Origin of the sequence: Sinomicrobium weinanense (genome assembly GCF_018863395.1) — a bacterium.
Classification (GTDB): domain Bacteria; phylum Bacteroidota; class Bacteroidia; order Flavobacteriales; family Flavobacteriaceae; genus Sinomicrobium; species Sinomicrobium weinanense.
Map to the genome: position 1 here is coordinate 364,586 of NZ_JAHKRR010000001.1, position 20,097 is coordinate 384,682.

21 protein-coding genes are annotated in these 20,097 nt (G+C 44.5%); 12 read left to right on the forward strand and 9 right to left on the reverse strand.

Going from position 1 to position 20,097, the window contains the following annotated elements:
- The first annotated feature begins 8 nt into the window (after positions 1-8).
- The 5 genes from KN811_RS01585 (at position 9) to KN811_RS01605 (ending at position 5,514) form a co-directional block, all read left to right on the forward strand.
- Positions 9-662 carry an NAD(P)-dependent oxidoreductase gene (locus KN811_RS01585; protein WP_187965111.1) on the forward strand — a complete coding sequence of 218 codons (654 nt, stop codon included), beginning with the start codon at positions 9-11 and terminating at the stop codon, positions 660-662.
- A gap of 288 nt (positions 663-950) precedes the next feature.
- On the forward strand, positions 951-1,763 hold the full coding sequence (locus KN811_RS01590) for a M48 family metallopeptidase (RefSeq protein WP_187965112.1): 813 nt from the start codon (positions 951-953) through the stop codon (positions 1,761-1,763).
- A 241-nt stretch (positions 1,764-2,004) separates the two neighbouring features.
- A complete protein-coding gene (locus KN811_RS01595; RefSeq protein ID WP_187965113.1) occupies positions 2,005-3,324 on the forward strand; it encodes an MFS transporter in 1,320 nt (439 codons plus the stop codon).
- A 40-nt stretch (positions 3,325-3,364) separates the two neighbouring features.
- Complete coding sequence (locus KN811_RS01600) at positions 3,365-4,141, forward strand: HAD-IIA family hydrolase (protein WP_187965114.1); 777 nt, start codon at positions 3,365-3,367, stop codon at positions 4,139-4,141.
- A gap of 29 nt (positions 4,142-4,170) precedes the next feature.
- A complete protein-coding gene (locus KN811_RS01605; protein ID WP_187965115.1) occupies positions 4,171-5,514 on the forward strand; it encodes a sugar porter family MFS transporter in 1,344 nt (447 codons plus the stop codon).
- Positions 5,515-5,662: 148 nt separating this feature from the next.
- Here KN811_RS01605 and KN811_RS01610 read toward each other — a convergent pair whose 3' ends face one another.
- From KN811_RS01610 to KN811_RS01630, 5 genes are all read right to left on the reverse strand, one after another.
- A complete protein-coding gene (locus KN811_RS01610; RefSeq protein ID WP_187965116.1) occupies positions 5,663-6,754 on the reverse strand; it encodes an alpha/beta fold hydrolase in 1,092 nt (363 codons plus the stop codon).
- A 56-nt stretch (positions 6,755-6,810) separates the two neighbouring features.
- Entirely contained in the window at positions 6,811-7,533 is a 723-nt protein-coding gene (locus tag KN811_RS01615; RefSeq protein WP_187965117.1) for a head GIN domain-containing protein, read from the reverse strand.
- Between the two features lie 141 nt (positions 7,534-7,674).
- Positions 7,675-8,769, reverse strand: a complete 1,095-nt coding sequence (locus KN811_RS01620; RefSeq protein WP_187965118.1) for a hypothetical protein — start codon at positions 8,767-8,769, stop codon at positions 7,675-7,677.
- Positions 8,750-9,352 carry a hypothetical protein gene (locus tag KN811_RS01625; RefSeq protein WP_187965119.1) on the reverse strand — a complete coding sequence of 201 codons (603 nt, stop codon included), beginning with the start codon at positions 9,350-9,352 and terminating at the stop codon, positions 8,750-8,752. The genes KN811_RS01620 and KN811_RS01625 overlap by 20 nt, the downstream gene beginning before the upstream one ends.
- Before the next feature lie 63 nt (positions 9,353-9,415).
- Positions 9,416-9,976 (reverse strand): RNA polymerase sigma factor, encoded by a 561-nt coding sequence (locus tag KN811_RS01630; RefSeq protein WP_187965120.1) that lies wholly within the window; start codon positions 9,974-9,976, stop codon positions 9,416-9,418.
- A gap of 462 nt (positions 9,977-10,438) precedes the next feature.
- On the opposite strand from KN811_RS01630, the gene KN811_RS01635 reads away from it, so the two are divergent.
- The 6 genes from KN811_RS01635 to KN811_RS01660 all read left to right on the forward strand — a co-directional run bounded on the left by KN811_RS01635 (position 10,439) and on the right by KN811_RS01660 (position 16,890).
- Positions 10,439-10,816, forward strand: coding sequence for a nuclear transport factor 2-like protein (locus KN811_RS01635; RefSeq protein ID WP_187965121.1), 378 nt, complete (start codon positions 10,439-10,441; stop codon positions 10,814-10,816).
- A gap of 340 nt (positions 10,817-11,156) precedes the next feature.
- Positions 11,157-11,483 carry a hypothetical protein gene (locus KN811_RS01640; RefSeq protein WP_187965122.1) on the forward strand — a complete coding sequence of 109 codons (327 nt, stop codon included), beginning with the start codon at positions 11,157-11,159 and terminating at the stop codon, positions 11,481-11,483.
- Positions 11,484-11,486: 3 nt separating this feature from the next.
- A complete protein-coding gene (locus KN811_RS01645; protein WP_187965123.1) occupies positions 11,487-11,786 on the forward strand; it encodes a hypothetical protein in 300 nt (99 codons plus the stop codon).
- Positions 11,787-11,904: 118 nt separating this feature from the next.
- Complete coding sequence (locus KN811_RS01650; protein WP_187965124.1) at positions 11,905-13,536, forward strand: PepSY-associated TM helix domain-containing protein; 1,632 nt, start codon at positions 11,905-11,907, stop codon at positions 13,534-13,536.
- A gap of 204 nt (positions 13,537-13,740) precedes the next feature.
- Positions 13,741-16,128 (forward strand): TonB-dependent receptor, encoded by a 2,388-nt coding sequence (locus KN811_RS01655; protein WP_187965125.1) that lies wholly within the window; start codon positions 13,741-13,743, stop codon positions 16,126-16,128.
- A gap of 45 nt (positions 16,129-16,173) precedes the next feature.
- Entirely contained in the window at positions 16,174-16,890 is a 717-nt protein-coding gene (locus KN811_RS01660; protein ID WP_187965126.1) for a DUF4198 domain-containing protein, read from the forward strand.
- Between the two features lie 75 nt (positions 16,891-16,965).
- Here the strand turns inward: KN811_RS01660 and KN811_RS01665 are convergent, their stop codons facing one another.
- Positions 16,966-17,340, reverse strand: a complete 375-nt coding sequence (locus tag KN811_RS01665; protein WP_187965127.1) for a winged helix-turn-helix transcriptional regulator — start codon at positions 17,338-17,340, stop codon at positions 16,966-16,968.
- A gap of 202 nt (positions 17,341-17,542) precedes the next feature.
- Between KN811_RS01665 and KN811_RS01670 the strand changes: the two genes are divergently transcribed.
- Positions 17,543-18,172 carry an SDR family NAD(P)-dependent oxidoreductase gene (locus KN811_RS01670; protein ID WP_187965128.1) on the forward strand — a complete coding sequence of 210 codons (630 nt, stop codon included), beginning with the start codon at positions 17,543-17,545 and terminating at the stop codon, positions 18,170-18,172.
- Between the two features lie 62 nt (positions 18,173-18,234).
- Here KN811_RS01670 and KN811_RS01675 read toward each other — a convergent pair whose 3' ends face one another.
- From KN811_RS01675 to KN811_RS01685, 3 genes are read right to left on the reverse strand one after another with little or no spacing between them, the layout of a single operon-like run.
- Positions 18,235-18,705 carry a hypothetical protein gene (locus KN811_RS01675; RefSeq protein ID WP_187965129.1) on the reverse strand — a complete coding sequence of 157 codons (471 nt, stop codon included), beginning with the start codon at positions 18,703-18,705 and terminating at the stop codon, positions 18,235-18,237.
- A 29-nt stretch (positions 18,706-18,734) separates the two neighbouring features.
- Positions 18,735-19,280, reverse strand: a complete 546-nt coding sequence (locus tag KN811_RS01680) for a hypothetical protein (protein WP_187965130.1) — start codon at positions 19,278-19,280, stop codon at positions 18,735-18,737.
- 30 nt (positions 19,281-19,310) lie between these two features.
- Positions 19,311-19,850 (reverse strand): RNA polymerase sigma factor, encoded by a 540-nt coding sequence (locus KN811_RS01685; protein WP_425596670.1) that lies wholly within the window; start codon positions 19,848-19,850, stop codon positions 19,311-19,313.
- Between the last annotated feature and the right edge of the window lie 247 nt (positions 19,851-20,097).

Below are 20,097 nucleotides of genomic sequence, written 5' to 3' on the forward strand. Positions count from 1 at the left end.
AAACAAAAATGAAAGTAGCATTGATCGGTGCCACCGGGTTTGTGGGCACCAACATTTTAAAAGAACTGGTTAATCGCGGCCATGAAGTGAGTGCCATGTCAAGAAACTCTGAAAAGTCGGAAGTAAAAAGCGATAAGGTTACTCCCGTGAAGGTAGATGTGCTGGATACGGATACCCTGGCAAAAGCGCTTTCGGGCCATGACGCAGTGGTGAGTGCTTTCAATGCCGGGTGGACTAACCCGGAGCTCTATGACGATTTTCTTCGCGGGGCAAGGGCCATACAGCAGGCTGCGAAAAAATCAGGGGTGCAGCGGTTTGTTGTTATTGGCGGTGCAGGCAGCCTGTATCTGGAATCCGGATTGCAGGTCGTGGATACTCCTGAATTTCCGGCAGAGATAAAACCGGGTGCAGATGCGGCCCGGGTCTACCTGGAGGAGATCCGGAAAGAAAATGATCTCGACTGGGCTTTCTTTAGCCCCGCACTCGAAATGCATCGGGGCATTACCATGGGAAGAACAGGAAAATACAGGCTGGGGCTGGAAAACCCGGTATTTGACAAAAAAGGGAAAAGTGTGTTGTCCGGCGAAGATGTTGGTGTGGTCATTGCAGACGAACTGGAACAGCCACGACACCATAAACAGCGGTTTACTGCTGCGTATTAGACGTTAAAAGATTGATGGAAGATTGATAGAAGATTGATCCCGCTATGCGGGAAGATTGAATGAGATTGAAATGTTTACCAAATGGCTTTCAGGATTCAATCTGCTGTCAATCCTTTAATCAGTAACCTCCCGGCATGGTGCTTGCCTACAATATAAGGTAGTAAAACTCCCCCCTGCGAGGGAGGGATAACGAAGGCTGCATGACCCTGTATTTGTTGGAAATTTGTGAATCTCCTACCGATTTTTACTGTTAATTTTGTATTTTTACAATGCTAATGATATAAAGTTATGAGAAAAATTTGGTTGTCTTTTTTGTTGCTTTTCTTTGTGCTTTCCTGTAAAACCAATCCGTTTACGGGGAAAAGTACGCTGAATTTTCATTCCAACAGTTCCATATTTCCGATGGCTTTTCAGCAGTACGATGAATTTTTAAAGGAGCATAAGGTGGTAAAAGGCACTGCGGATGCAGAGAAAGTGAGGAAAGTAGGGCAGCGTATAGCGAATGCTGCGGAAAAATGGCTCAATGCCAATGGCTATGAGGGCTATTTAAAGGATTATAAATGGGAGTACAACCTGGTACAGGACGACCAGGTCAATGCATGGTGTATGCCGGGAGGAAAGATCGTGGTATATACCGGGCTTTTACCCGTTAGCCAGACCGAGACCGGGCTTGCTGTGGTTATGGGACATGAGGTGGCCCATGCCCTGGCAGACCATGGAGCTCAGCGTATGAGTGCAGGTACATTGCAGCAGCTGGGAGCTGTTGGCGTTGCGGTTGCCACAAGTGGTAAAAGTGCCCAGGCACAGCAATTGTGGGCCCAGGCTTATGGTGTGGGGTCACAGGTAGGTGCAATGCTGCCATTCAGTAGAAAACACGAAAACGAAGCCGATGCCATAGGTATACAGATCATGGCCATTGCCGGTTATGATCCTAGTGAAGCCGCACGCCTGTGGCAGCGGATGAAAGCCAAAGGCGGGCAGGGGCCTCCCGAGATGTTGAGTACGCACCCTTCAAGCGATACCCGTATAAGAAATCTGACACAACTGGCCCCGGGAGCAAGAGCTGAAGCACGTAAGTTCGGAGTGACCAGTTTTCAATAATGTCATGATAGCAGAAGAATGATATATTCCAGGTATCCTTAATCGTGAAATAACAATCGGTTTAAAATTAATTTCTATATTAGAAGCTGTTCTTAAGAACAGCTTTTTTTGTCCCTCGGCTCCCTTCGACTCTGCTCAGGGACCGTTGCTCGGGAACCGGGGTTACGATATGTAAAATAGAAAAGTTAATAATTAAAAATATCATCGGTTCCCGAGTGGAGCCGGGGGATGAACTTTAAACATGGCAAAAGCATTAGAAAGGGGCAGTAAAAAACTGCTCGGGGCCTGGGCGTTTTACGACTGGGCCAATTCGGTATACAGCCTGGTCATAGCTGCAGCCATTTTTCCTATTTTTTACGGGGCACTCTTCCGGGAAGCCAATATGGAGAAGATCACCGTTTTTGGGGGTAGTATTGCCCGTGCCCCCCTGATAAGTTATGTCACTGCGGCTGCTTTCCTGGTCGTGTCGCTCATATCGCCATTATTGTCCGGTATAGCCGATTATACGGGAAATAAAAAGGTATTCCTGAAATTTTTCTGTTATCTCGGTGCTTTTTCCTGTATCGGCTTGTATTGGTTTTCCCTGGAACACATATACTTAAGCCTGATGTGTTACTTTCTGGCGCTTATTGGCTTCTGGGCCAGCCTGGTCTTTTACAATTCTTACCTCCCGGACATAGCTTATCCGGAACAACAGGACCGCCTCAGTGCCAGAGGATATTCCCTGGGATATATAGGCAGCGTTATACTGTTGCTCATATGCCTGGTGATGATCATGAAGTACGAATGGTTCGGATTTACCGGTGCAGGGGCACCTACCCGGATATCCTTTATACTTACCGGACTGTGGTGGATCGGTTTTAGCCAATACACCTTTTATTACCTGCCCAGGGGAAATGCATCCAACGGGAAACTGCACAGGAATTTGATATTCAACGGTTTCAGGGAATTAAAAAAAGTATGGAACCGGCTGGGAGATTCACCAAGGCTAAAGCGATACCTGGGGGCGTTTTTCGTGTATAGTATGGCTGTACAGACCGTTATGCTTGCTGCCACCTATTTCGGAGAAGAGGAATTGGAGTGGGGCGGGGCCGAAGAACGGACCACTGGTCTCATAGTTAGTATATTGCTGATACAAATTGTAGCAGCTATCGGGGCATGGCTTACTTCAAAGATGTCTGCCCGGATAGGTAATATAAAAACCCTGATCGGGATCAATTTCCTGTGGGTGGGTATCTGTGTGTATGCCTATTCCATAATATCCCCCGTTCAGTTTTATATAGCCGCGGGATGTGTGGGCCTGGTCATGGGTGGAATACAGAGCCTGTCGCGCTCTACTTATTCCAAATTTTTACCGGAAACGGACGATACCACTTCTTTTTTCAGCTTTTTTGACGTTGCCGAAAAAATAGGGATCGTTATAGGGATGTTCCTGTATGGTTTTATAGCCCAGGTAACGGGTAGTATGCGAAATTCTGTCCTGTTTCTGGGAGTGCTCTTTGTACTCGGAATATTCCTGTTGTTCCGTGTAAGAAAACAGCAGGAAGTAAAACAGGCATAAAAATATAAGTGTAACGACGAATAATAAACAATAACCTACGATGAAAAAGGGACTTTTAATTGATATGGATGGTGTCATATACAGTGGGGACACCATGATAGAAGGTGCTGATACCTTTATAGCCGCATTGCAGAAAAATCAAATCCCCTTCCTGTTTATGACCAATAACAGCCAGCGTTCGCCTCTCGATACGGTGAACAAGGTGGCCAAAATGGGAATAAACATAAAGGAAGAAAACGTATATACCAGTGCTATGGCCACTGCCTGGTTCCTCTCATTTATGAAGCCTAGCGGCACCGTTTATGTCCTGGGAGAGGGTGGGCTTATCACCAGCCTGCACCAGCAAGGATATGTGATGGTAAACCAGAACCCGGACTATGTGGTGGTGGGAGAGGGAAGGAACTTTACGCTGGAGATGGTGAACAATGCTGTGGATATGATCCTGGACGGTGCAAAGTTCATAGCCACCAACCTGGACCCTTCTCCGAAAAAAGAAGGCTGGAACAATCTGGGCATCAAGGCTATTGTAGCCATGATCGAAGAAGCCACCGGGAAAAAGGCATTTTCCGTGGGCAAACCCAGCCCCGTTATGATGCGGGCAGCCAGGAAAACACTGGGGCTTACAGCCCAGGAAACCATTATTATAGGGGACACGATGGACACGGACATTCTCGGCGGGATACAACTGGGCTATAAGACCATACTAACCCTTTCCGGGGTCTCCAAGAAGGAAGATCTCCGGTACTATGCTTTTCAGCCTAACCGCATTATAAAGTCAGTGAAGGAGCTGAGTATCGAGGACCTTTCCAAAATTTGATCACACCATATTAACCAACCATTTTTATTATGAATAATATGCGCAACTGGTCCGTGACGGTGGCCCTGTCCGGTTTTTTGTTCGGTTTTGACACCGTGGTGATCTCCGGTGCTAACCTGCCTATCCGGGAACTCTGGAACACTTCGGCATGGTTTCACGGAACTTTTATCATGTCGATGGCCCTGTGGGGAACGGTGATCGGTGCCCTGTTCGGCGGGATTCCCTGTAACAAATACGGGAGAAAAAAAACGCTTTTCTGGATCGGGATGCTCTACCTGGTTTCCGCTTTGGGCTCCGGGCTGGCCCCGGACCCTTATACATTTTCCTTTTTCCGGTTTATAGGCGGCTTGGGTGTAGGGGCCTCTTCCGTAGCTGCACCGACCTATATTTCCGAAATATCGAGTGCAAAAAACCGGGGAAAACTGGTGGCCCTGTACCAGTTTAACCTGGTGTTCGGTATTCTGATTGCCTATATTTCCAACTATCTGCTGCAAGGCGTAGGGGGAGCCAACGACTGGAGGTTTATGCTTGGTGTAGAAGCTGTTCCGGCAGCCATATATAGTATTATGGTACTGGGTGTGCCCAATAGTCCGAGGTGGCTTTTGCTCAAAAAACAGGACGAACAGGGAGCCCGGGAAGTCCTTGAAAAAATGTACGATACCGAAACTGCCGAAAAAGCCCTGGCCGAGATACGCCTGGACAATACACCGGAAAAGGGAGGTAATGTATTTTCGCGAAAATTCGGCTTACCACTGTTGCTGGCTTTTCTGATCGCTTTTTTCAACCAGTTGTCGGGTATTAACTTTATACTTTACTACGCACCGGAAATCCTTGAAATGGCAGGACTGGCCGCCAAGGATTCGTTGATGAATGCCATTTCCATCGGTGTGGTCAACCTTATCTTTACCCTTATTGGGCTGCGACTTATTGACAATCTGGGGAGGAAGCAGCTTATGCTTATCGGTTCCCTGGGATATATTGTTAGCCTGGTCATGGTGGCCTGGTCGTTCTATGCCACGGCAAGCCCGATATTGCTGCTGGTCTTTATTTTATTGTTTATCGCATCTCATGCCATAGGGCAGGGGGCAGTGATCTGGGTGTTTATCTCCGAGATATTTCCCAACAGGGTGAGGGCTTACGGACAGGCATTCGGCTGCGGGGTGCATTGGGTCTTTGCCGCACTTATAACATTGATTGGCCCCGTGTTTATCGATAAATACAGGGAGAATCCATGGCCTATTTTTGCATTTTTTGCCTTTATGATGGTATTGCAACTGCTCTTTACCATCTTCCTGATGCCGGAAACCAAGGGAGTTTCCCTGGAAGAATTGGAAAAGAGAATGGTAAAGGAGGATAAAGAAAAAATAGCCTGAATTTTTTCAGGCAGGAACTTATAAAGTGCACACCATCCTGCATCACAAGGGGCTACATCAGCTACTTTTATCCAAACATTTGTATGCCGTAAGGATAAAACCTGTTGTATCGTTCGGTTAACGGTTCGTCAAAAGGGGGCATGCTATTTTAATCACTGTATTTGCCAAAAAACGATTTAACAGTATCAAAATATAACTCTTCCGCCTCAAGGTTTAAGTTGTGTGCTGCGTTTGGGATTATTTTTAGTTCTTTTTTACCCTCGGGTACACTTTTTAAATGCTTATAGATCATATTGGCCTGTTCGACGCCTATGGCATAATCACTTTCACCTTGCAAGACAAGAACCGGTTTAGTAATAACTGCTATTTCATCAATGATATTCAAATGGTTGTATGAGGGGGTATTCCGGAATACCCGGTTTACAAGTTCATATTTTTCCATTGCTTCACCAAACTCAGTTTTCGTATATCGCGCCCTCGCATAATAAGCAGAATCTTTCCCCAATTCAACAGCTATTTCTTTTGCTTTTGGATTGGCCCAATAAGCATTGAACCCCAATTCTTCCGGGAACTTGTGTTTGAGCAGATTCATATCATCAAAAAACTGGCCGAGATCACTTTCATCTATCTCTTTTAGCTTTGTCAATATCTTGCGATATTGGTTTTTGGCTGCGGAATCTTTTGAGTTTTCTATCAGCTCCCTGGCCAATTGCTGTTCGCGCTGTATGAGTGCCTTTATCGGATAAACGCCATCAGCTTTTCCACTGACACAGGCAAAAGAATTAATTTTATCCTGGTGTTCGATCATATAGAGCAATCCCAGAGTTCCCCCCCAGGAGCTGCCAATAAGGTTGATGCTTTTGTCTTTGAATTTACTTTGTAAAGAGTCAACTACCACATCGAGATCTTTTACAAATTGTTGCATTGTAAGCATGGTGGAATCGGTACAGACATCAGATTTTCCGCCCCCTCTCTGATCAAGATATGCAATGAGGTAATCGTCTTCAAGGTGCTTTCTGTTGAATTCGTGCTCGAAACCTGAAAAAGCTCCCGGTCCTCCATGCAAATTGATGATTAATGGTTTATCGGCATTCCCTACAAGACGTACATATAATCTTGATTTTTCAACGGGGATAAATAATTCGGTATCCATTTTAGTTTCTTTCTGGCAGGCCAGAAAAAAGAGTGGCGTGATAAACAAGAGAAAACTCAAATGAAATTTTTGTTCTTTAATTCTCATAGAAATAAATTTAATGAACTCGGTCATACTTTTCCCCATTGAATGCAGAATGTTTTTTATCCCCTGGTTTCGACCTTTCCGGAACCCGATACCTTGGAATCTTCCTTTGCAGGATTGCCTTTGTACAACACATTGCCCGATCCGGATACCCGTGCCTTTAATTTTTGGTTGCAATGTAAGCGAATATCTCCGGATCCTGATATGGAGACCTCTGCATCTTCTGTTATGAGTTCGTATGCATCAATGTCTCCGGAGCCTGAAAGATTTCCTTCGTAGACATTGGATTTTCCGCGGAGTTTTATGTCGCCAGACCCTGCGATGTTGCTTTCCAGATCTTCGGTTTCTACAAAGAGGTCTATATCTCCCGATCCGGCCAGATTGGTCTCAAAATCATTGGCTTTTATGAGGTCTTTACCCACAATATTCCCGGAGCCTGCCAGCGACACCTCGGAGATGTCCTCAAAAGGAACGGTGATAACGATCTTTTTATGTGGCCTCAGGTTTACTCCCTTTTGTGTTTTTATTTTTAATAAATTGCCCTGTACTTCCGTCTCTATATATTCCAGAAGGTTTTCTTCGGCAGTAATGCTAATGTTGCCTTCCTTTCCGGATACCAGGTCTACATCAAACATTCCGGCGACCCCGATCTTGTCATAGCTTCCTGTTTTTCGTTCCTCAGTGGTCAGGTTACCATTGCCTGAGATCTTTTTCTTCCCGAATTGCGCGTTGGCCGAGGTCATTAACAGCAGGCCAAGGCATAAAGTCATTAGTTGTTTCATTTGTTTATAGTTTATGATTTATTTTTGTTTCAGGTTTCAGGTTTCAGGTTTCAGGTTTCAGGTTTCAGGTTTCAGGACTGTTTTTTGTTGCTCTCCATCATCTCATCCCACCACTGTCTCACTGTCTCACCTTCTCACTGTCTATTTTTTATACAAGGTTATCCCCCCGTATTCAGAGGTTATAGATAGCTTATTCCCGGGTGAACTCCCGTAATGTCCTTTATAGTATTTCTCCGAGCTCTTCACCCTTTTTATTTCGTATTCAAAATCGGTATCGCCCTTTAAACCTGTGTATTCGAGTACGATCTCGAAGTTAAAATGATAGTTACTGTTATATCCTATTTTTATGCCGGTGAATTCTGTCTCTAAGGTTACATTCCCGGCATCTGCTGCCAATTCCTCTATTTTAATGGAGCCGTAGTCCGAAGTTATGTTCACATCGCCGTGTACCGTGCCGAATTTGGTGGAGAGATAATCGCCTGTGCCGTGTACGTTTTTGGCGCTTTCTACGGAAAGGTCACCGTAGTCGCAGGAATATTCCAGGGCACCAATTTCAAGGATACTGGACGAAGTATAGTCGGCATTCAGAGACAGTTTCTCCGCTTTTTCGAGAACGAAGCCGGAATAGTCGGCATTTATGCTTCCGCTTTTCATGTAGCTGATAGATGATTTGGAAGTATAGTCAAAAGAGAGCTCGTTGCCGTCGGCACGCAGTTCGCCTATCTCCAGCTTTCCGTAATCACAGCTTATTTTTGCTTTGCCGTTTATCTCGTCTATCTGGATGCCTCCGTAATCATTGCTGAGGTCCACACTGTTGTTTACCGGGAGTTTAATGGTGTAGTTGATCTCCATGCTCATATTGTTATTGCCTCCCCAGCTCCACTTCTTGTTTCCGAAAATGGTCCGGGCGGCAACCCTGCTTTTGCCCGCCTCGAAATCCACATCGATCTGGTCGAGCTTTTGCTGTACTTTGCCTTCATTGTTACCATTGACTTTTATGAGCACATCGATTTCTATCCTGTTTTCGTTCCAGGAGGTGATGTAGATGTTCCCGTAAGAGTTGTTTACTTCCAAAAGTGCATTGGAGTTTACGTTAAATGACTTTTTTATCCTTTTCTCCTTACTGTGTTTGCCGTTCCATTTCGGGTCCTGGTCCCCGGAAAGGGCAGAAGCCGTTGTAAGCAATGGAAATAATACAGCCAGTAGTAATACGATCTTATAGCCTGTTCGCTTCATGGTCATCATTTTTTAATCGTTTCATATTTTCTATTTGCTCCATTACACTCTGTAACAGGGCGACCCTGGTCTGGAAGTTGGTGATCATCGCGTTGAGCAATTGTTTGCTGTATCCGTTCTTCTGCAATTCTGCTTCCAGTTTTTCATAATCTTTTTCTATGAGGTTCAATTGTTCAACGGCATCGTCAACAATAATCCTGGTGTCTTCGGTGGTGGCTTCTTCCCGGATATTTTTTAGTTCTGTTTCGATCAGGGAAGCAAAGTAGTACCGGGTTTTTTCCAGTTCTGGATAAGCAACTTCTTCTTCGGCCTCAACGGGTATGGAAGACTGTGGTTGTGTGTTGTAAAAGACCCAGCCAAGACCTAACAGCAGTACTATGGAAGCGGCAACGGAAAGCTGCCTCCACCGGAGACGGGAAGATCTTTTTTTCTGCGGATCTTTCTGCCGTTCGGCCGCCACTTCGGCTTTGCTCAGTACGAGTTTTTCCAGGAAGCGGTTTTCATGGCCTGCTGCGGGAGATTCCGTGTCAAATTCTCCCTGTAACCGTTCAAATAAGTTGTCTATGTTATCCTTTTTCATCATCAGAAATTAAACATTTGAAAAGGAAAAATGATTCCTGTTTGTTTTTTATCGTCCGTCTGTCAGTCAGTTTATACCGATGCCTTCCAGCTTTTTTCTCAGATTTTCCTTAGCCCGGCTTATCGTGGTCCTGCAGTTGGCATAACTGATCTGCATGATCTCGCCGATCTCTTCATAATCATATCCCTCAATAAGGTGTAAGGTCAAAGAAACTCTGTAATTGTCCTTCAGTGTTTTCATGGTTTCCAAAACTTTTTGAGCCTGAACGTTTGTAAACTCATGACCGGGAGCAATGCCATCATTGTCTTCGACCTTATGCAATGTTTCATCCATCGGGATCTCCCGGTGTTGCTGTTGTTTCCGGAAACTATAGATGCTGTTGTTGATCACGATCCGCTTTAGCCAGGCGCCAAAGGCCACCTCTCCGCGGAAGGTGTCCAGCTTGGTAAATGCTTTCATAAAGGATTCCTGCATAATGTCCTCGGCTTCCATCCTGTCCTTTACAATACGCAGGGAGATGTTGTACATGGCCTTGTAATAACGGTTATATACCTCCATCTGGGCCTTTGTATTTCCTTCCTTGCACTGCTCAAGCAGCTGCTCTATATGTGTATCCGGTTGGCTCAAAAAGTAGTTGTTTTCGTTATAAGGATGAACAAGAATGGAATTTGTTACAGTTTAAGGAATTTTTTTTAAAAAATGATGTTTTTTGGTTAAAGGGCTGTTCCCAGTTTCCAGTTGCGGGTTGCCAGTTGCCGGTTTTGGTCCCTGAGCAGAGCCGAAGGGCGGGTTGCCAGTTTTCCAGGTTCTTGTCTTCCGGCTGTGGCCTTGATTTTCGAAGAAAACAATAAAAATCTGCGCCTATCTGCGAGATCTGCGGGCTGTCCTTTTAAATTTAACCATTGCTTTGCCCATTTTTTTATCCATTACCCACACCATATCAATTGTGTATATTTGTTTCTAAGCCATAAGTTAAAAAAAACAAAATTATTAAAGTGAAAAACAAAATATCCATTTGCTGATGGATACTGACCTTTGCATCTAAAGAAAACCCGACGGCACAACCATTAATTTATTAACTCACCTGAAATGACAAAAATTACAGTAAGCCCCGATTGCGGAAATGCACCGAAAAAGCAATTCCTAAAGGAGATCATTATCGCCTTTGCAAAGGGAAATACAGCGTTTCTGACCGAAAGCGTAACGGATAGAATAGTGTGGAATTTAATTGGGGACCGGATTATTGAAGGCAAGGAAAAATTTACTGATGAGATAGGGAAAACGAAGATCCGAAAAGTGTCCGAATTAATAATCGACAAGATTGTGACGCACGGAAAAGAAGGCGCTTTAAATGGAATAGTGAAAATGCAGAATGGCAAAAAATATGCGTTTTCGGACTTTTACGAATTCAGTGGGGTAAAAGCAACAAAAGTAAAGGCAATTACATCATACTTTATTGAAATATAGAGCAGGAAAATCTGGTAACAATATCCGGGAAAGAGGTATAGTTGCGGTAACAACAGCATTTTTAACGGAAGATACCACCCATATTTTACTTAAAGGTATTTAAACGGGTTTGACTTTTTTAGTTAAACCCGTTTTTTGATTGATATCCTGAACAAGCAGAATATAATTCTCCACTACGTAAAAAGCGTTTGAAATAGAGGAAGCCACAAGCTAGGCAGTGAATGGCGATGCACAAATATTAATGCTATTTTGTTTAAAATTAATCTAAATAAATTTGGTTTTGTCTTGTTGCGGTTGTTATATTTGCCATTGTTTAGAATTAGTCAAAATAAGGAAGCTTATGACCACGCTGATCACGCTTATTTCATTTTTGGGTTTCTATGCGCACTATCAGGCGTCGAAAAAGGCTTTGCTGAGCCGTACCCTCAGGGTTGAGCAGTGGATGCAGGCCAACCGGAAGCAGAGTAGGGTAGTGGGATTGCTCTTTTTACTCATGGCTGTGGTGCTTTCCGTTTTTTATTATGGTTTTGGCGCCGGGGTATTTGCTTTTTTCGTGATATTGATGACCGTGGGAAGCCTTATCGTGTTGCTGGCCCCGCTGCGTTTTGTAGGTTACAGGACATTGGCCCTGATCCTTATTCTGGCTCTAACCTTTGAATATTTGTAAAGCATGCCTGCGAATAAAAAATATTTGACCCATTCCGTAAGCCAGCGTTTTGCCAAGATCACTGCCGGTTTTATCGGCGGATATATGGTGGCGGTCACATTTCACATGGCCCTCGCTTTCTGGGTGGACCATGTGAATGTACTGATGACCCTCCGCTATGCCGGATTTTTGCTTTGGGCAGTGTTGTTCCTGCTGGCATTCCTGGCCAGGAACGGCTGGAAAATATGGGGGATTTACCTGTTAGCGACCCTGCTTTTTTCCGTGTTGATATATGTGGGAAAGATGTATAATCCCATAGTTTAAGGACAAATGATCTTATGATAAAGTACGAAGTTAGAAGTACGAAATTAGAAGTAAATATAACTTCAGACCCTATACTTCGTATTTCCAACTTCGTACTTCAGGAACAATATCAAATCTTATGAGCAATAGAATCTACAACGTTCTTTTTAACACTCACACCATAAGCGGCATTGTGATCAGTGCGGCACTCTATGTTATCTTTTTTGCCGGGTCTTTTTCCTTTTTCAGGGATGAGATCATCAGCTGGGAACGGAACGAACCCGTAAAAGAAGTGGGATTGAACGGTACGGATTTCGACCGCTTACTGGATACTATAAGCCTCGGGGAGCCTGTATATGGCCGGGATATTACATTCAACCAATATTATGAAGAAAGGCGGGTGAATGTGAGCCTGACCCCTTCCAAAGATACCCTGGCCCCGAAAGAAGCTGCCACAAGTAAGTTTTTCTATATGGACAAGAAAGACTTTGGTACGTATGACTACTTCAGTAATTATTCGATAGGAGAGTTTCTCTACCGCCTGCACTTTTTTGCACAGCTCAACTTTTTCGGGACTTCCGGCTACCTGCTTGCGGGCCTGGTGGCTTTCTTTTTTCTGTTTGCCGTCATTACCGGGGTTTTGGTGCACTGGAATAAGATCGTGACCAATTTTTATAACTTCCGCCCCCGGGCCAAACTGAAAACGCTTTGGACGGACGCGCATACCACACTGGGAATACTGGGGCTGCCCTACCAGTTCGTTTATGCACTTACGGGCACCTATCTTATTATAAGTACTTCGCTCATGGCGCCGCCGGTAGTTGCCTTGTTGTATGATAACGATGCGGGGAAAATGTACCAGGATTTCGGGATCGGTAATGCAGGCTATGCCATGAACATGGAAAAACAGGAGTCTCCGGTAAGTGTCAATGCCCTGGTGCAAAAAACAAAGAACGAGTGGAAGGATTTTGAAGTAAAGACGGTGACCGTTTACAATTATGGCGACACGGGGATGCATGTTTCGGTAGAAGGCGTCCCTTCGAACAAAATGGATTTTACCGGTAAGGGAAAAATGGTCTTTGAGGCTTCCACCGGGGAAGTGGTCTATGAAAAAAGCCCTTTCGGGAATACGTCCTACCTGGACGGGGCTGTAAACGTTTTGCAGAAACTGCATTTTGGTGATTTTGGCGGACTGGGACTGCGGATCATTTATTTTATCCTGGGAATGGTGTCGTGTTTCGTGATCATATCCGGAGTTATGATATGGCTTGTGGCCCGGGACAGGAAAAGCGTTTCTGAAAAGAAACGGCGTTTTAATGCCTGGCTGGTATGGATCTACCTTGCCATATGCCTCAGCATGTATCCCGCAACCGCACTTACTTTTGTCGGGGTCAAGGCTTTTGTGCATGATTTTGACCCGTCCAGGATTACCTGGATATATCGGATATTCTTTTATAGCTGGTTGCTCCTTTCTGTATTATTTACGGTTAAAAGAGACAATTACTTCACCAATAAATATACGCTGATAAGCGGTTCCCTGATAGGCTTCCTGGTGCCTGTGGTCAATGGTGTGGTGTCCGGAAACTGGATGTGGATAACGTTATCCGCAGGCGACTACGGGATCTTCTTTATCGATGCTTTCTGGATCATCCTTTCGGTGACGACACTCATTGTAGGGCTGAAGCTAAAACGAAAGCAGGCTGCCGTACCGGTAAAAAAGGTAAAAAGATCACCCCAGGAGAAAAAACATGCTTTAATAGAAGAAGTATAGTAAAATAAAATACTCCCTTTGCAAATACTACACGCGGTTATGGGGATGGATCTGGAATGTAATTTTTTGACTTCCTGTGATATACGCGTTGTTATGTTAAATTTAAGTCCTAAATAATAAAAATAGCAAAAAGAGTTTTGCTGTTAACTTTTCCTTAAATAGATTTGCATTTATGTTAATTGAATCTAAATAAAAATAAATGCAATGAAAATACGAACCATACTTGTGGTATGCCTTATCGCAATTTCCACATGGACTTTTGCACAACAGAACAATGCCGCTATCCAGGGATATATTACAGATACGGAAGGCGCCCCCCTCGAAGGGACCAACATTGTTATAGAAAACTCCGGCCGGGGTGTCTCTTCGAAATCTGACGGTTATTACCGGATAAAGGGACTATCTGAAGGAGCATACACGGTAAGGGCTTCCGTAGTGGGCTATAAAACCGCGTACCAGAAAATACAGCTCGGAGAAGGGGAGACCCGGCAGTTGAATATTGTACTGGAGCCCGAGGTGAGCCAGTTGGGCGGAGTAGTGCTTTCCGGGCACAAAAAGGAAAAATATAAGGTGGAGAATGTTTCTCCCAGCCTTCGTTTGAACCAGGAACTCATAAAAATACCGCAAAACATACAGGTCATTACCGACGATGTGCTCCGGGACCAGCAAATTTTTGGAATGAGAGAAGGCGTGGGCCGTAACGTGAGCGGTGTAATGGTCATGGAACACTGGGGCAATTACGCCCGGGTAAACATGCGTGGTTTCCGTATTCCGGCTTTCAGGAATGGTATGAATTTCACTACCCGATGGGGCCCCGTAGCAGAAGATATGGCCATGGTAGAACGTATAGAGATCGTAAAAGGCCCGGCCGGGTTTATGCTATCTGCCGGAGAACCCGCCGGATTGTATAATATCGTGACCAAGACCCCGACCAAAAATTCCGTAAGGGAAGTAACCTTATCTACCGGGAGCTATGGGCTGCAACGGGCTACGGTAGATATCGGAGGGAAGATGGACAGGGCAGGTAAGCTGCTTTACCGCTTTAACGGTATGGGGCATACCCAGAAATCGTTCCAGGAATACGGTTTTCACGATAAATACCTGCTGGCCCCCTCATTGAAATACCTTTTTAATGAAAATACATCTCTTACGGCACAATACACCTATCAGTATTCCAAAGTGCCCGACCTGGGATCGCCTTATGTGTTCTCACCCAAAGGATACAGAGATGTTCCCAGGGACCTGAGTATCACCCATCCGGGGATAGACCCTACTGTAAACAAGGAGCATTCGGCTTTTGTTACCCTGGAACACAAGCTGGACAACAACTGGACGATGACAGCCCAGCTGGGGTATTTGAACGGCACACAAAAAGGGTCGGATATCTGGCCCGGCGCCGTAGAAGAAAATGGAGATATCTATCGGGACCTGTATATTTTCGACGGCCAGGAAGAGCATAAACTGGGCCAGGTATTTGTAAACGGAGAAGTAAAAACCGGCCCTGTTACGCATCGTATACTGGCCGGTATAGATGTAGGGGCCAGGGATATATTATATGATTGGGACGAGTCCCACCGCATCGATCCGGAAGATCATCCTTTTAATATTTATGCCCCTGATAACTCTCACGTGATAATCCCCGAACTGGACCATTCCACAAGCCTTCGCAAAAGGGCCGGTGAGGCTGGGACCATTGTAGAACAACAATACACGGCATACTACGTACAGGACGAACTGGGATTTCTGAACGACAGGCTGAGGCTTACGCTGGCAGGGCGTTACACGAACCTGGATGAATCTTCATGGTCCGGTAAAACTTCCGACGGTAAGTTTACCCCGAGGGCAGGTTTGAGTTTTTCCATAGATGATAATACTTCGGTATACGGACTCTACGACCAGGCGTTTTTGCCACAAGCAGGAACAGACAGAAAAGGAAATACCTTCAGTCCCATTGAAGGGAACAATATAGAAGGAGGAATCAAGAGAAAATGGTTTGGCGGTAAATGGAACACTTCATTTTCCTATTTCAGGGTAACCAAGGAAAACATGTTAACGGCCGACCCGGAAGACCCTCTGAACAGCTCCATACAACTGGGAGAAGTGAGATCCATGGGAGGGGAGTTTGACCTTCAGGGAGAGATCATTCCCGGGCTTAACGTTATCCTGAACTATGCTTATACCGACGTAAGGGTGAACAAGGATACAGATAAGACCAAAATAGGGAACAGGGTAGGCGGTCATGCCCGGCATATGAGTAACGCTTGGTTGAAGTACACCCTTCAGGATACCAAACTGAGTGGCCTCAGCATATCGGCTGGATATCTCTACATGGCCAAACGTTCTACCTGGGATTCCGTATGGGGAGTAGAAGGAGCACAGTCACTACCCGATTATTTTCGCCTGGACGGGGCATTAAGCTGGGAAGGCAGGAAATTCCGGGTGGCCCTTAATATTAATAACCTGCTCAATGAATACCTGTTCTCAGGCTCTTCATACAGTACAAAGGACGATCAGGGGAATCCCCGGTTCTTTTATTCCCAACAAAACGAACCCGGAAGGAATTTTCGCCTAACCCTTGGATACAGATTTTAACTAAAAACAGAAAAGCAAAATTTTGATAACTAAAAATCCATTACAATGAAAAAACTGATTTTACTGGCCATTGCCGTCCTGGCACTACAACAGGCAAACGCCCATTTTCTGTGGCTGGAAACAGGTGCAAAAGGAAAACCGGGCCAATCGCATGAAGTACGGGTGTATTTTGGCGAATACAGCCTCGGACAAAAGGAAAAAACAGACGGACATTTTACGAATGCCGAAGATTTTACGCTCCACCTTATAAGCCCGGAGGGAAAGAAGACCATACTAAACAGGAAAGCGGCAGCCGACCATTACACAGCTTCTTTTGTTCCCAAAGTTCCAGGGGTTTACCGGGTAGTCCTCACCAACAACAATGTACAAGTGGTGGATTATACCGAGTACGATCTCGGCATTTTCAAAACGGAATACGCTTCTGTGGCCACGATATATGTGGGGGCTGAAACAAGTGGAGATCAAAAGGCTTCTTCATTGTCAAAACTCGAAATAATCCCGCTGGAGGAAGGGGAGGGGATCTCCCTGCAACTGCTTTACGACGGAAAACCGCTGGCGGAAAATGAGCTGAAGGTCTTCCTGCCCGGAGGCTGGGAAAAGACTCTGCATACCGGCGAGGACGGAAAGGTTTCCTTTTCCCTTCCGTGGAATGAGAGATACGTGGTCGAGACTTCCCATAAAGAACAGGTGCCGGGTACTTTTAAAGACAAGGATTATGAATACATATGGCATTTTACAACTTATAGTATAGCAAAAGAATAGCACAACAGATTTGTTATAAAAGGATAAAGCTGCCCTTTTAAGTCGTTGAATATGACTTGAAGGGGCATTTTATTTTCAATGATCTGATATTTCCTGCTTTGGATAAACGGATAAACTGGCTGGGTTTTCCATATCACCACGTCCCCATGCACACATGGCATCGATAACAGGGATAATGCTCAATCCTTTTGGGCTCAGGGAATATTCTACCCTGGGAGGTTTCTCCCGATATACTTTCCGGATGATCAGGCCATGGTGTTCCAGTTCCTTTAACTGCTCGGATAGAACTTTTCTCGATATGGTGGGGATGAGTACTGTAAACTTTCCAAAGCGAACGTTTCCATTCATAAGACAGTAAAGGATCACGGGGTTCCACTTGCTGCCCAGGATATGCGCCGTATGCAGTACAGGGCAGTTTTCAGGGTTGTTGTATATTCTCGGTCTTTTCATGATAAATTTAAAATAGTTACTTTTTGGTAACCACTTTTTAAGCCAAATATACCATTAGTTTCTTTTAGTAACTAATTAAATAAGTAACTTGTCCTGCAAAGAAGTGATTCAAACTTTTACTTCTGCGATTTGCGGTATGGTCAAATCAATAAAGACTACTATAAATCTTTATCAATTATCTGATACATATAAAAACAAGAATATGAAGAAGACCATGGTTATTATAGGCGCGGGTAGTGGCATAAGCCTTTCCGTAGCCTGTTTGTTCCTGTCCCGCGGGTTTCGTGTGGCCCTGGTATCCAGGAATGTTGTAAAACTGAAAAAACAGATATCCGGAGAAGGGGTGTATTTTTTTTCTGCTGACGTTACGGATGAGAAAGACATCGGAAGGGCTGTCACCGAAATAAGGGAGACTTTTAACACTATTGATGTTCTGCACTACAATGCTGCCCATATCAGAAATGTGGAAGTGTTCGAAGAAACAACAGCACAACTTATCGAAGATTTTAAAGTGAATGCGGCCGGGCTTCTTACCTGTGCACAATTATTCAAGGAAGACCTGATAACCTCAAAAGGCGCAATTTTGATCACCGGCGGAGGTATTGGCATATATCCCAATCCGCAATACGCTTCACTGTCTGCCGGAAAGGCCGGGCTGAGAAACCTGGCAATGAGCCTGAAAGAGGCTTTAAAAGGGACCGGTATCTATGTCGGCACACTCACAATTAATGGATATGTCACTAAAGGATCTGCTTTATATGATCCCGACAATATTGCACTGCAATTTTGGAATATGTACCAGGACGGAAATGTATTTGAAGTCCGGTTATAAAAAACGGAGGAGAAGCCCGATAGCAGGACGGGGAGAATTACAGGGGCTTTTGCAAATTTAGTCTACCTGTCTTTATCCCTGTCCTTATGCTTTCCTTTCAGTTTGTACAATAATTCCCGGTAAAAGTCTTTTTCTGCCCTTTTGAGGAGCAGTATCTTTTTGGCAGGCAGCACTTTTTTCAGTTTTTTGGTGAGGAGCACATCTTCTTCGTAAACTTTTTTCTCGATATCTTCCAGTTGAGCCAGGAGCTGGTTGGCTTCTTTGTCGGACATCTGGTCTATTTCCCCGCTTCTTATCTTGTGCTTGATATTTTTGTGTTCCTGGTGTCTCAACCGGGATACATTGTCATAATAGGTATTGTAAACGGGCCAGAACTTTTGTGCTTCTGAGGTGGTGAGAGAAAGTTTTTCAGTAATATAGGCCACTTTCAGGGTTTTTATCCGTTCTTTTTTGCTCTTTTCCTGGGCATGTGCAGCAGGAAAGGAGAAAAACAACAGCAAAAGGGCGCAATATAGTATTTTATATGATCTCATGGTTGTTGATTTTTATACATAGGGATGTATCAATTGTCAAAGTTTAAATCGGAATAATCTGTCAGGTGTTCTTCCAGGTAGCTTATGACTTCTTCATCTTCCAGGGTAGAGAAGCTAATGGCGTTCAGGTCGGTAGTGTCCAGCATTTCGGTAATGTCCTGGCCATACAGGGGTAACATATCGTTTTCCATATAAAACTCAATGTCTTCCGGAGCCAGGTTAACCATGGTATTGGTGTTGTTGCGTTCCGGAGAAGAGAGGTCTGCGTGAAATACTGTTGTTAAGATCACCACGGCAGCGGCAGCGGCCGAGATGGCATAAGCAATATCGCGCAGGGTATATACAGGTGTCTTTTTCCGTGGTGCCGGGGTGTTTTTGTGCTTGTCCTGTGTTTCGAGCACCGTCATGATCCGGCCCTCTACCTGGTCCATGTAGTCCGGGGGGATTTCAAAACCGTCTTTTTGCGGTAATTTTCCCTCGCGCAAAACCGTCTGCATGATCCGGTCTTCCAAAGTGTCGAAATAGTCTTCCGGCACCCGGAAATCTCCCTCCCTATCTTTTTTATGATATTTCATAACTATTTGACTGTTTTGAAAATATAAGGTTTAATCTGCTGTTAAAAACTGTTCTATTTTTTTAACGGCATGATGGTATGAGGCTTTCAATGCACCTACGGAAGTTTCCAGTATCTCGGACATTTCCTCGTAGGTGAGTTCTTCAAAATATTTCATGTTAAACACCAGTTTCTGTTTGTCGGGCAGGGTGGCTATGGCCTGTTGCAGTTTCAATAGTATTTCGTTCCCGTTAAAATAAACATCGGCCTTCAGGTTTTTGACCAGGTTTTCCTGCAGCTCGGTATTACTGATACCTTTTCGCCGGGCCTTTGCATTTAAGAAAGTGATGGATTCGTTAATGGCAATGCGGTACATCCACGAAAACAGGCTGCTTTCCTGCTTAAAGGAATTGATATTCCGGTATATTTTTACAAATGTATTCTGGAGTACATCGTCTGCATCGTCATGGTCTATTACCATTCGCCGAATATGCCAGTATAACCTCTCCTTGTATTGAGAGACCAACTCTCTGAACGCCTCTTCGCGTGTATTACTGTCTTTTAACCGGCTGATTAATATGGAATCTGGCACCAGATGTTTTTTGTAAATTAAGTTGTGAATGTATTGTGAAATTTCAAAGTATCAAATTAACAAAAAAAGGGATGAAAGTTAAGTTTAATATCTATTTTTTTGTGTTTTTGTTGATGAATAAAGAAAAATATGGTTATCTTCGGGTCAACTTTTTGACCAACCAACACTTTTTTTGCTTCATATAGGGTGAAAAAAGCCCAAATCTTACTGTGAGCACAAACATCCGCCTATATACGGGCGGATGTTT

Coding starts and splice junctions, on each gene's coding strand:
- KN811_RS01585 (WP_187965111.1), top strand. CDS start 9: ATGAAAGTAGCATTGATCGGTGCCACCGGGTTTGTGGGCACCAACATT.
- KN811_RS01590 (WP_187965112.1), top strand. CDS start 951: ATGAGAAAAATTTGGTTGTCTTTTTTGTTGCTTTTCTTTGTGCTTTCC.
- KN811_RS01595 (WP_187965113.1), top strand. CDS start 2,005: ATGGCAAAAGCATTAGAAAGGGGCAGTAAAAAACTGCTCGGGGCCTGG.
- KN811_RS01600 (WP_187965114.1), top strand. CDS start 3,365: ATGAAAAAGGGACTTTTAATTGATATGGATGGTGTCATATACAGTGGG.
- KN811_RS01605 (WP_187965115.1), top strand. CDS start 4,171: ATGAATAATATGCGCAACTGGTCCGTGACGGTGGCCCTGTCCGGTTTT.
- KN811_RS01610 (WP_187965116.1), bottom strand. CDS start 6,754: ATGAGAATTAAAGAACAAAAATTTCATTTGAGTTTTCTCTTGTTTATC.
- KN811_RS01615 (WP_187965117.1), bottom strand. CDS start 7,533: ATGAAACAACTAATGACTTTATGCCTTGGCCTGCTGTTAATGACCTCG.
- KN811_RS01620 (WP_187965118.1), bottom strand. CDS start 8,769: ATGAAGCGAACAGGCTATAAGATCGTATTACTACTGGCTGTATTATTT.
- KN811_RS01625 (WP_187965119.1), bottom strand. CDS start 9,352: ATGATGAAAAAGGATAACATAGACAACTTATTTGAACGGTTACAGGGA.
- KN811_RS01635 (WP_187965121.1), top strand. CDS start 10,439: ATGACAAAAATTACAGTAAGCCCCGATTGCGGAAATGCACCGAAAAAG.
- KN811_RS01640 (WP_187965122.1), top strand. CDS start 11,157: ATGACCACGCTGATCACGCTTATTTCATTTTTGGGTTTCTATGCGCAC.
- KN811_RS01645 (WP_187965123.1), top strand. CDS start 11,487: ATGCCTGCGAATAAAAAATATTTGACCCATTCCGTAAGCCAGCGTTTT.
- KN811_RS01650 (WP_187965124.1), top strand. CDS start 11,905: ATGAGCAATAGAATCTACAACGTTCTTTTTAACACTCACACCATAAGC.
- KN811_RS01655 (WP_187965125.1), top strand. CDS start 13,741: ATGAAAATACGAACCATACTTGTGGTATGCCTTATCGCAATTTCCACA.
- KN811_RS01660 (WP_187965126.1), top strand. CDS start 16,174: ATGAAAAAACTGATTTTACTGGCCATTGCCGTCCTGGCACTACAACAG.
- KN811_RS01665 (WP_187965127.1), bottom strand. CDS start 17,340: ATGAAAAGACCGAGAATATACAACAACCCTGAAAACTGCCCTGTACTG.
- KN811_RS01670 (WP_187965128.1), top strand. CDS start 17,543: ATGAAGAAGACCATGGTTATTATAGGCGCGGGTAGTGGCATAAGCCTT.
- KN811_RS01675 (WP_187965129.1), bottom strand. CDS start 18,705: ATGAGATCATATAAAATACTATATTGCGCCCTTTTGCTGTTGTTTTTC.
- KN811_RS01680 (WP_187965130.1), bottom strand. CDS start 19,280: ATGAAATATCATAAAAAAGATAGGGAGGGAGATTTCCGGGTGCCGGAA.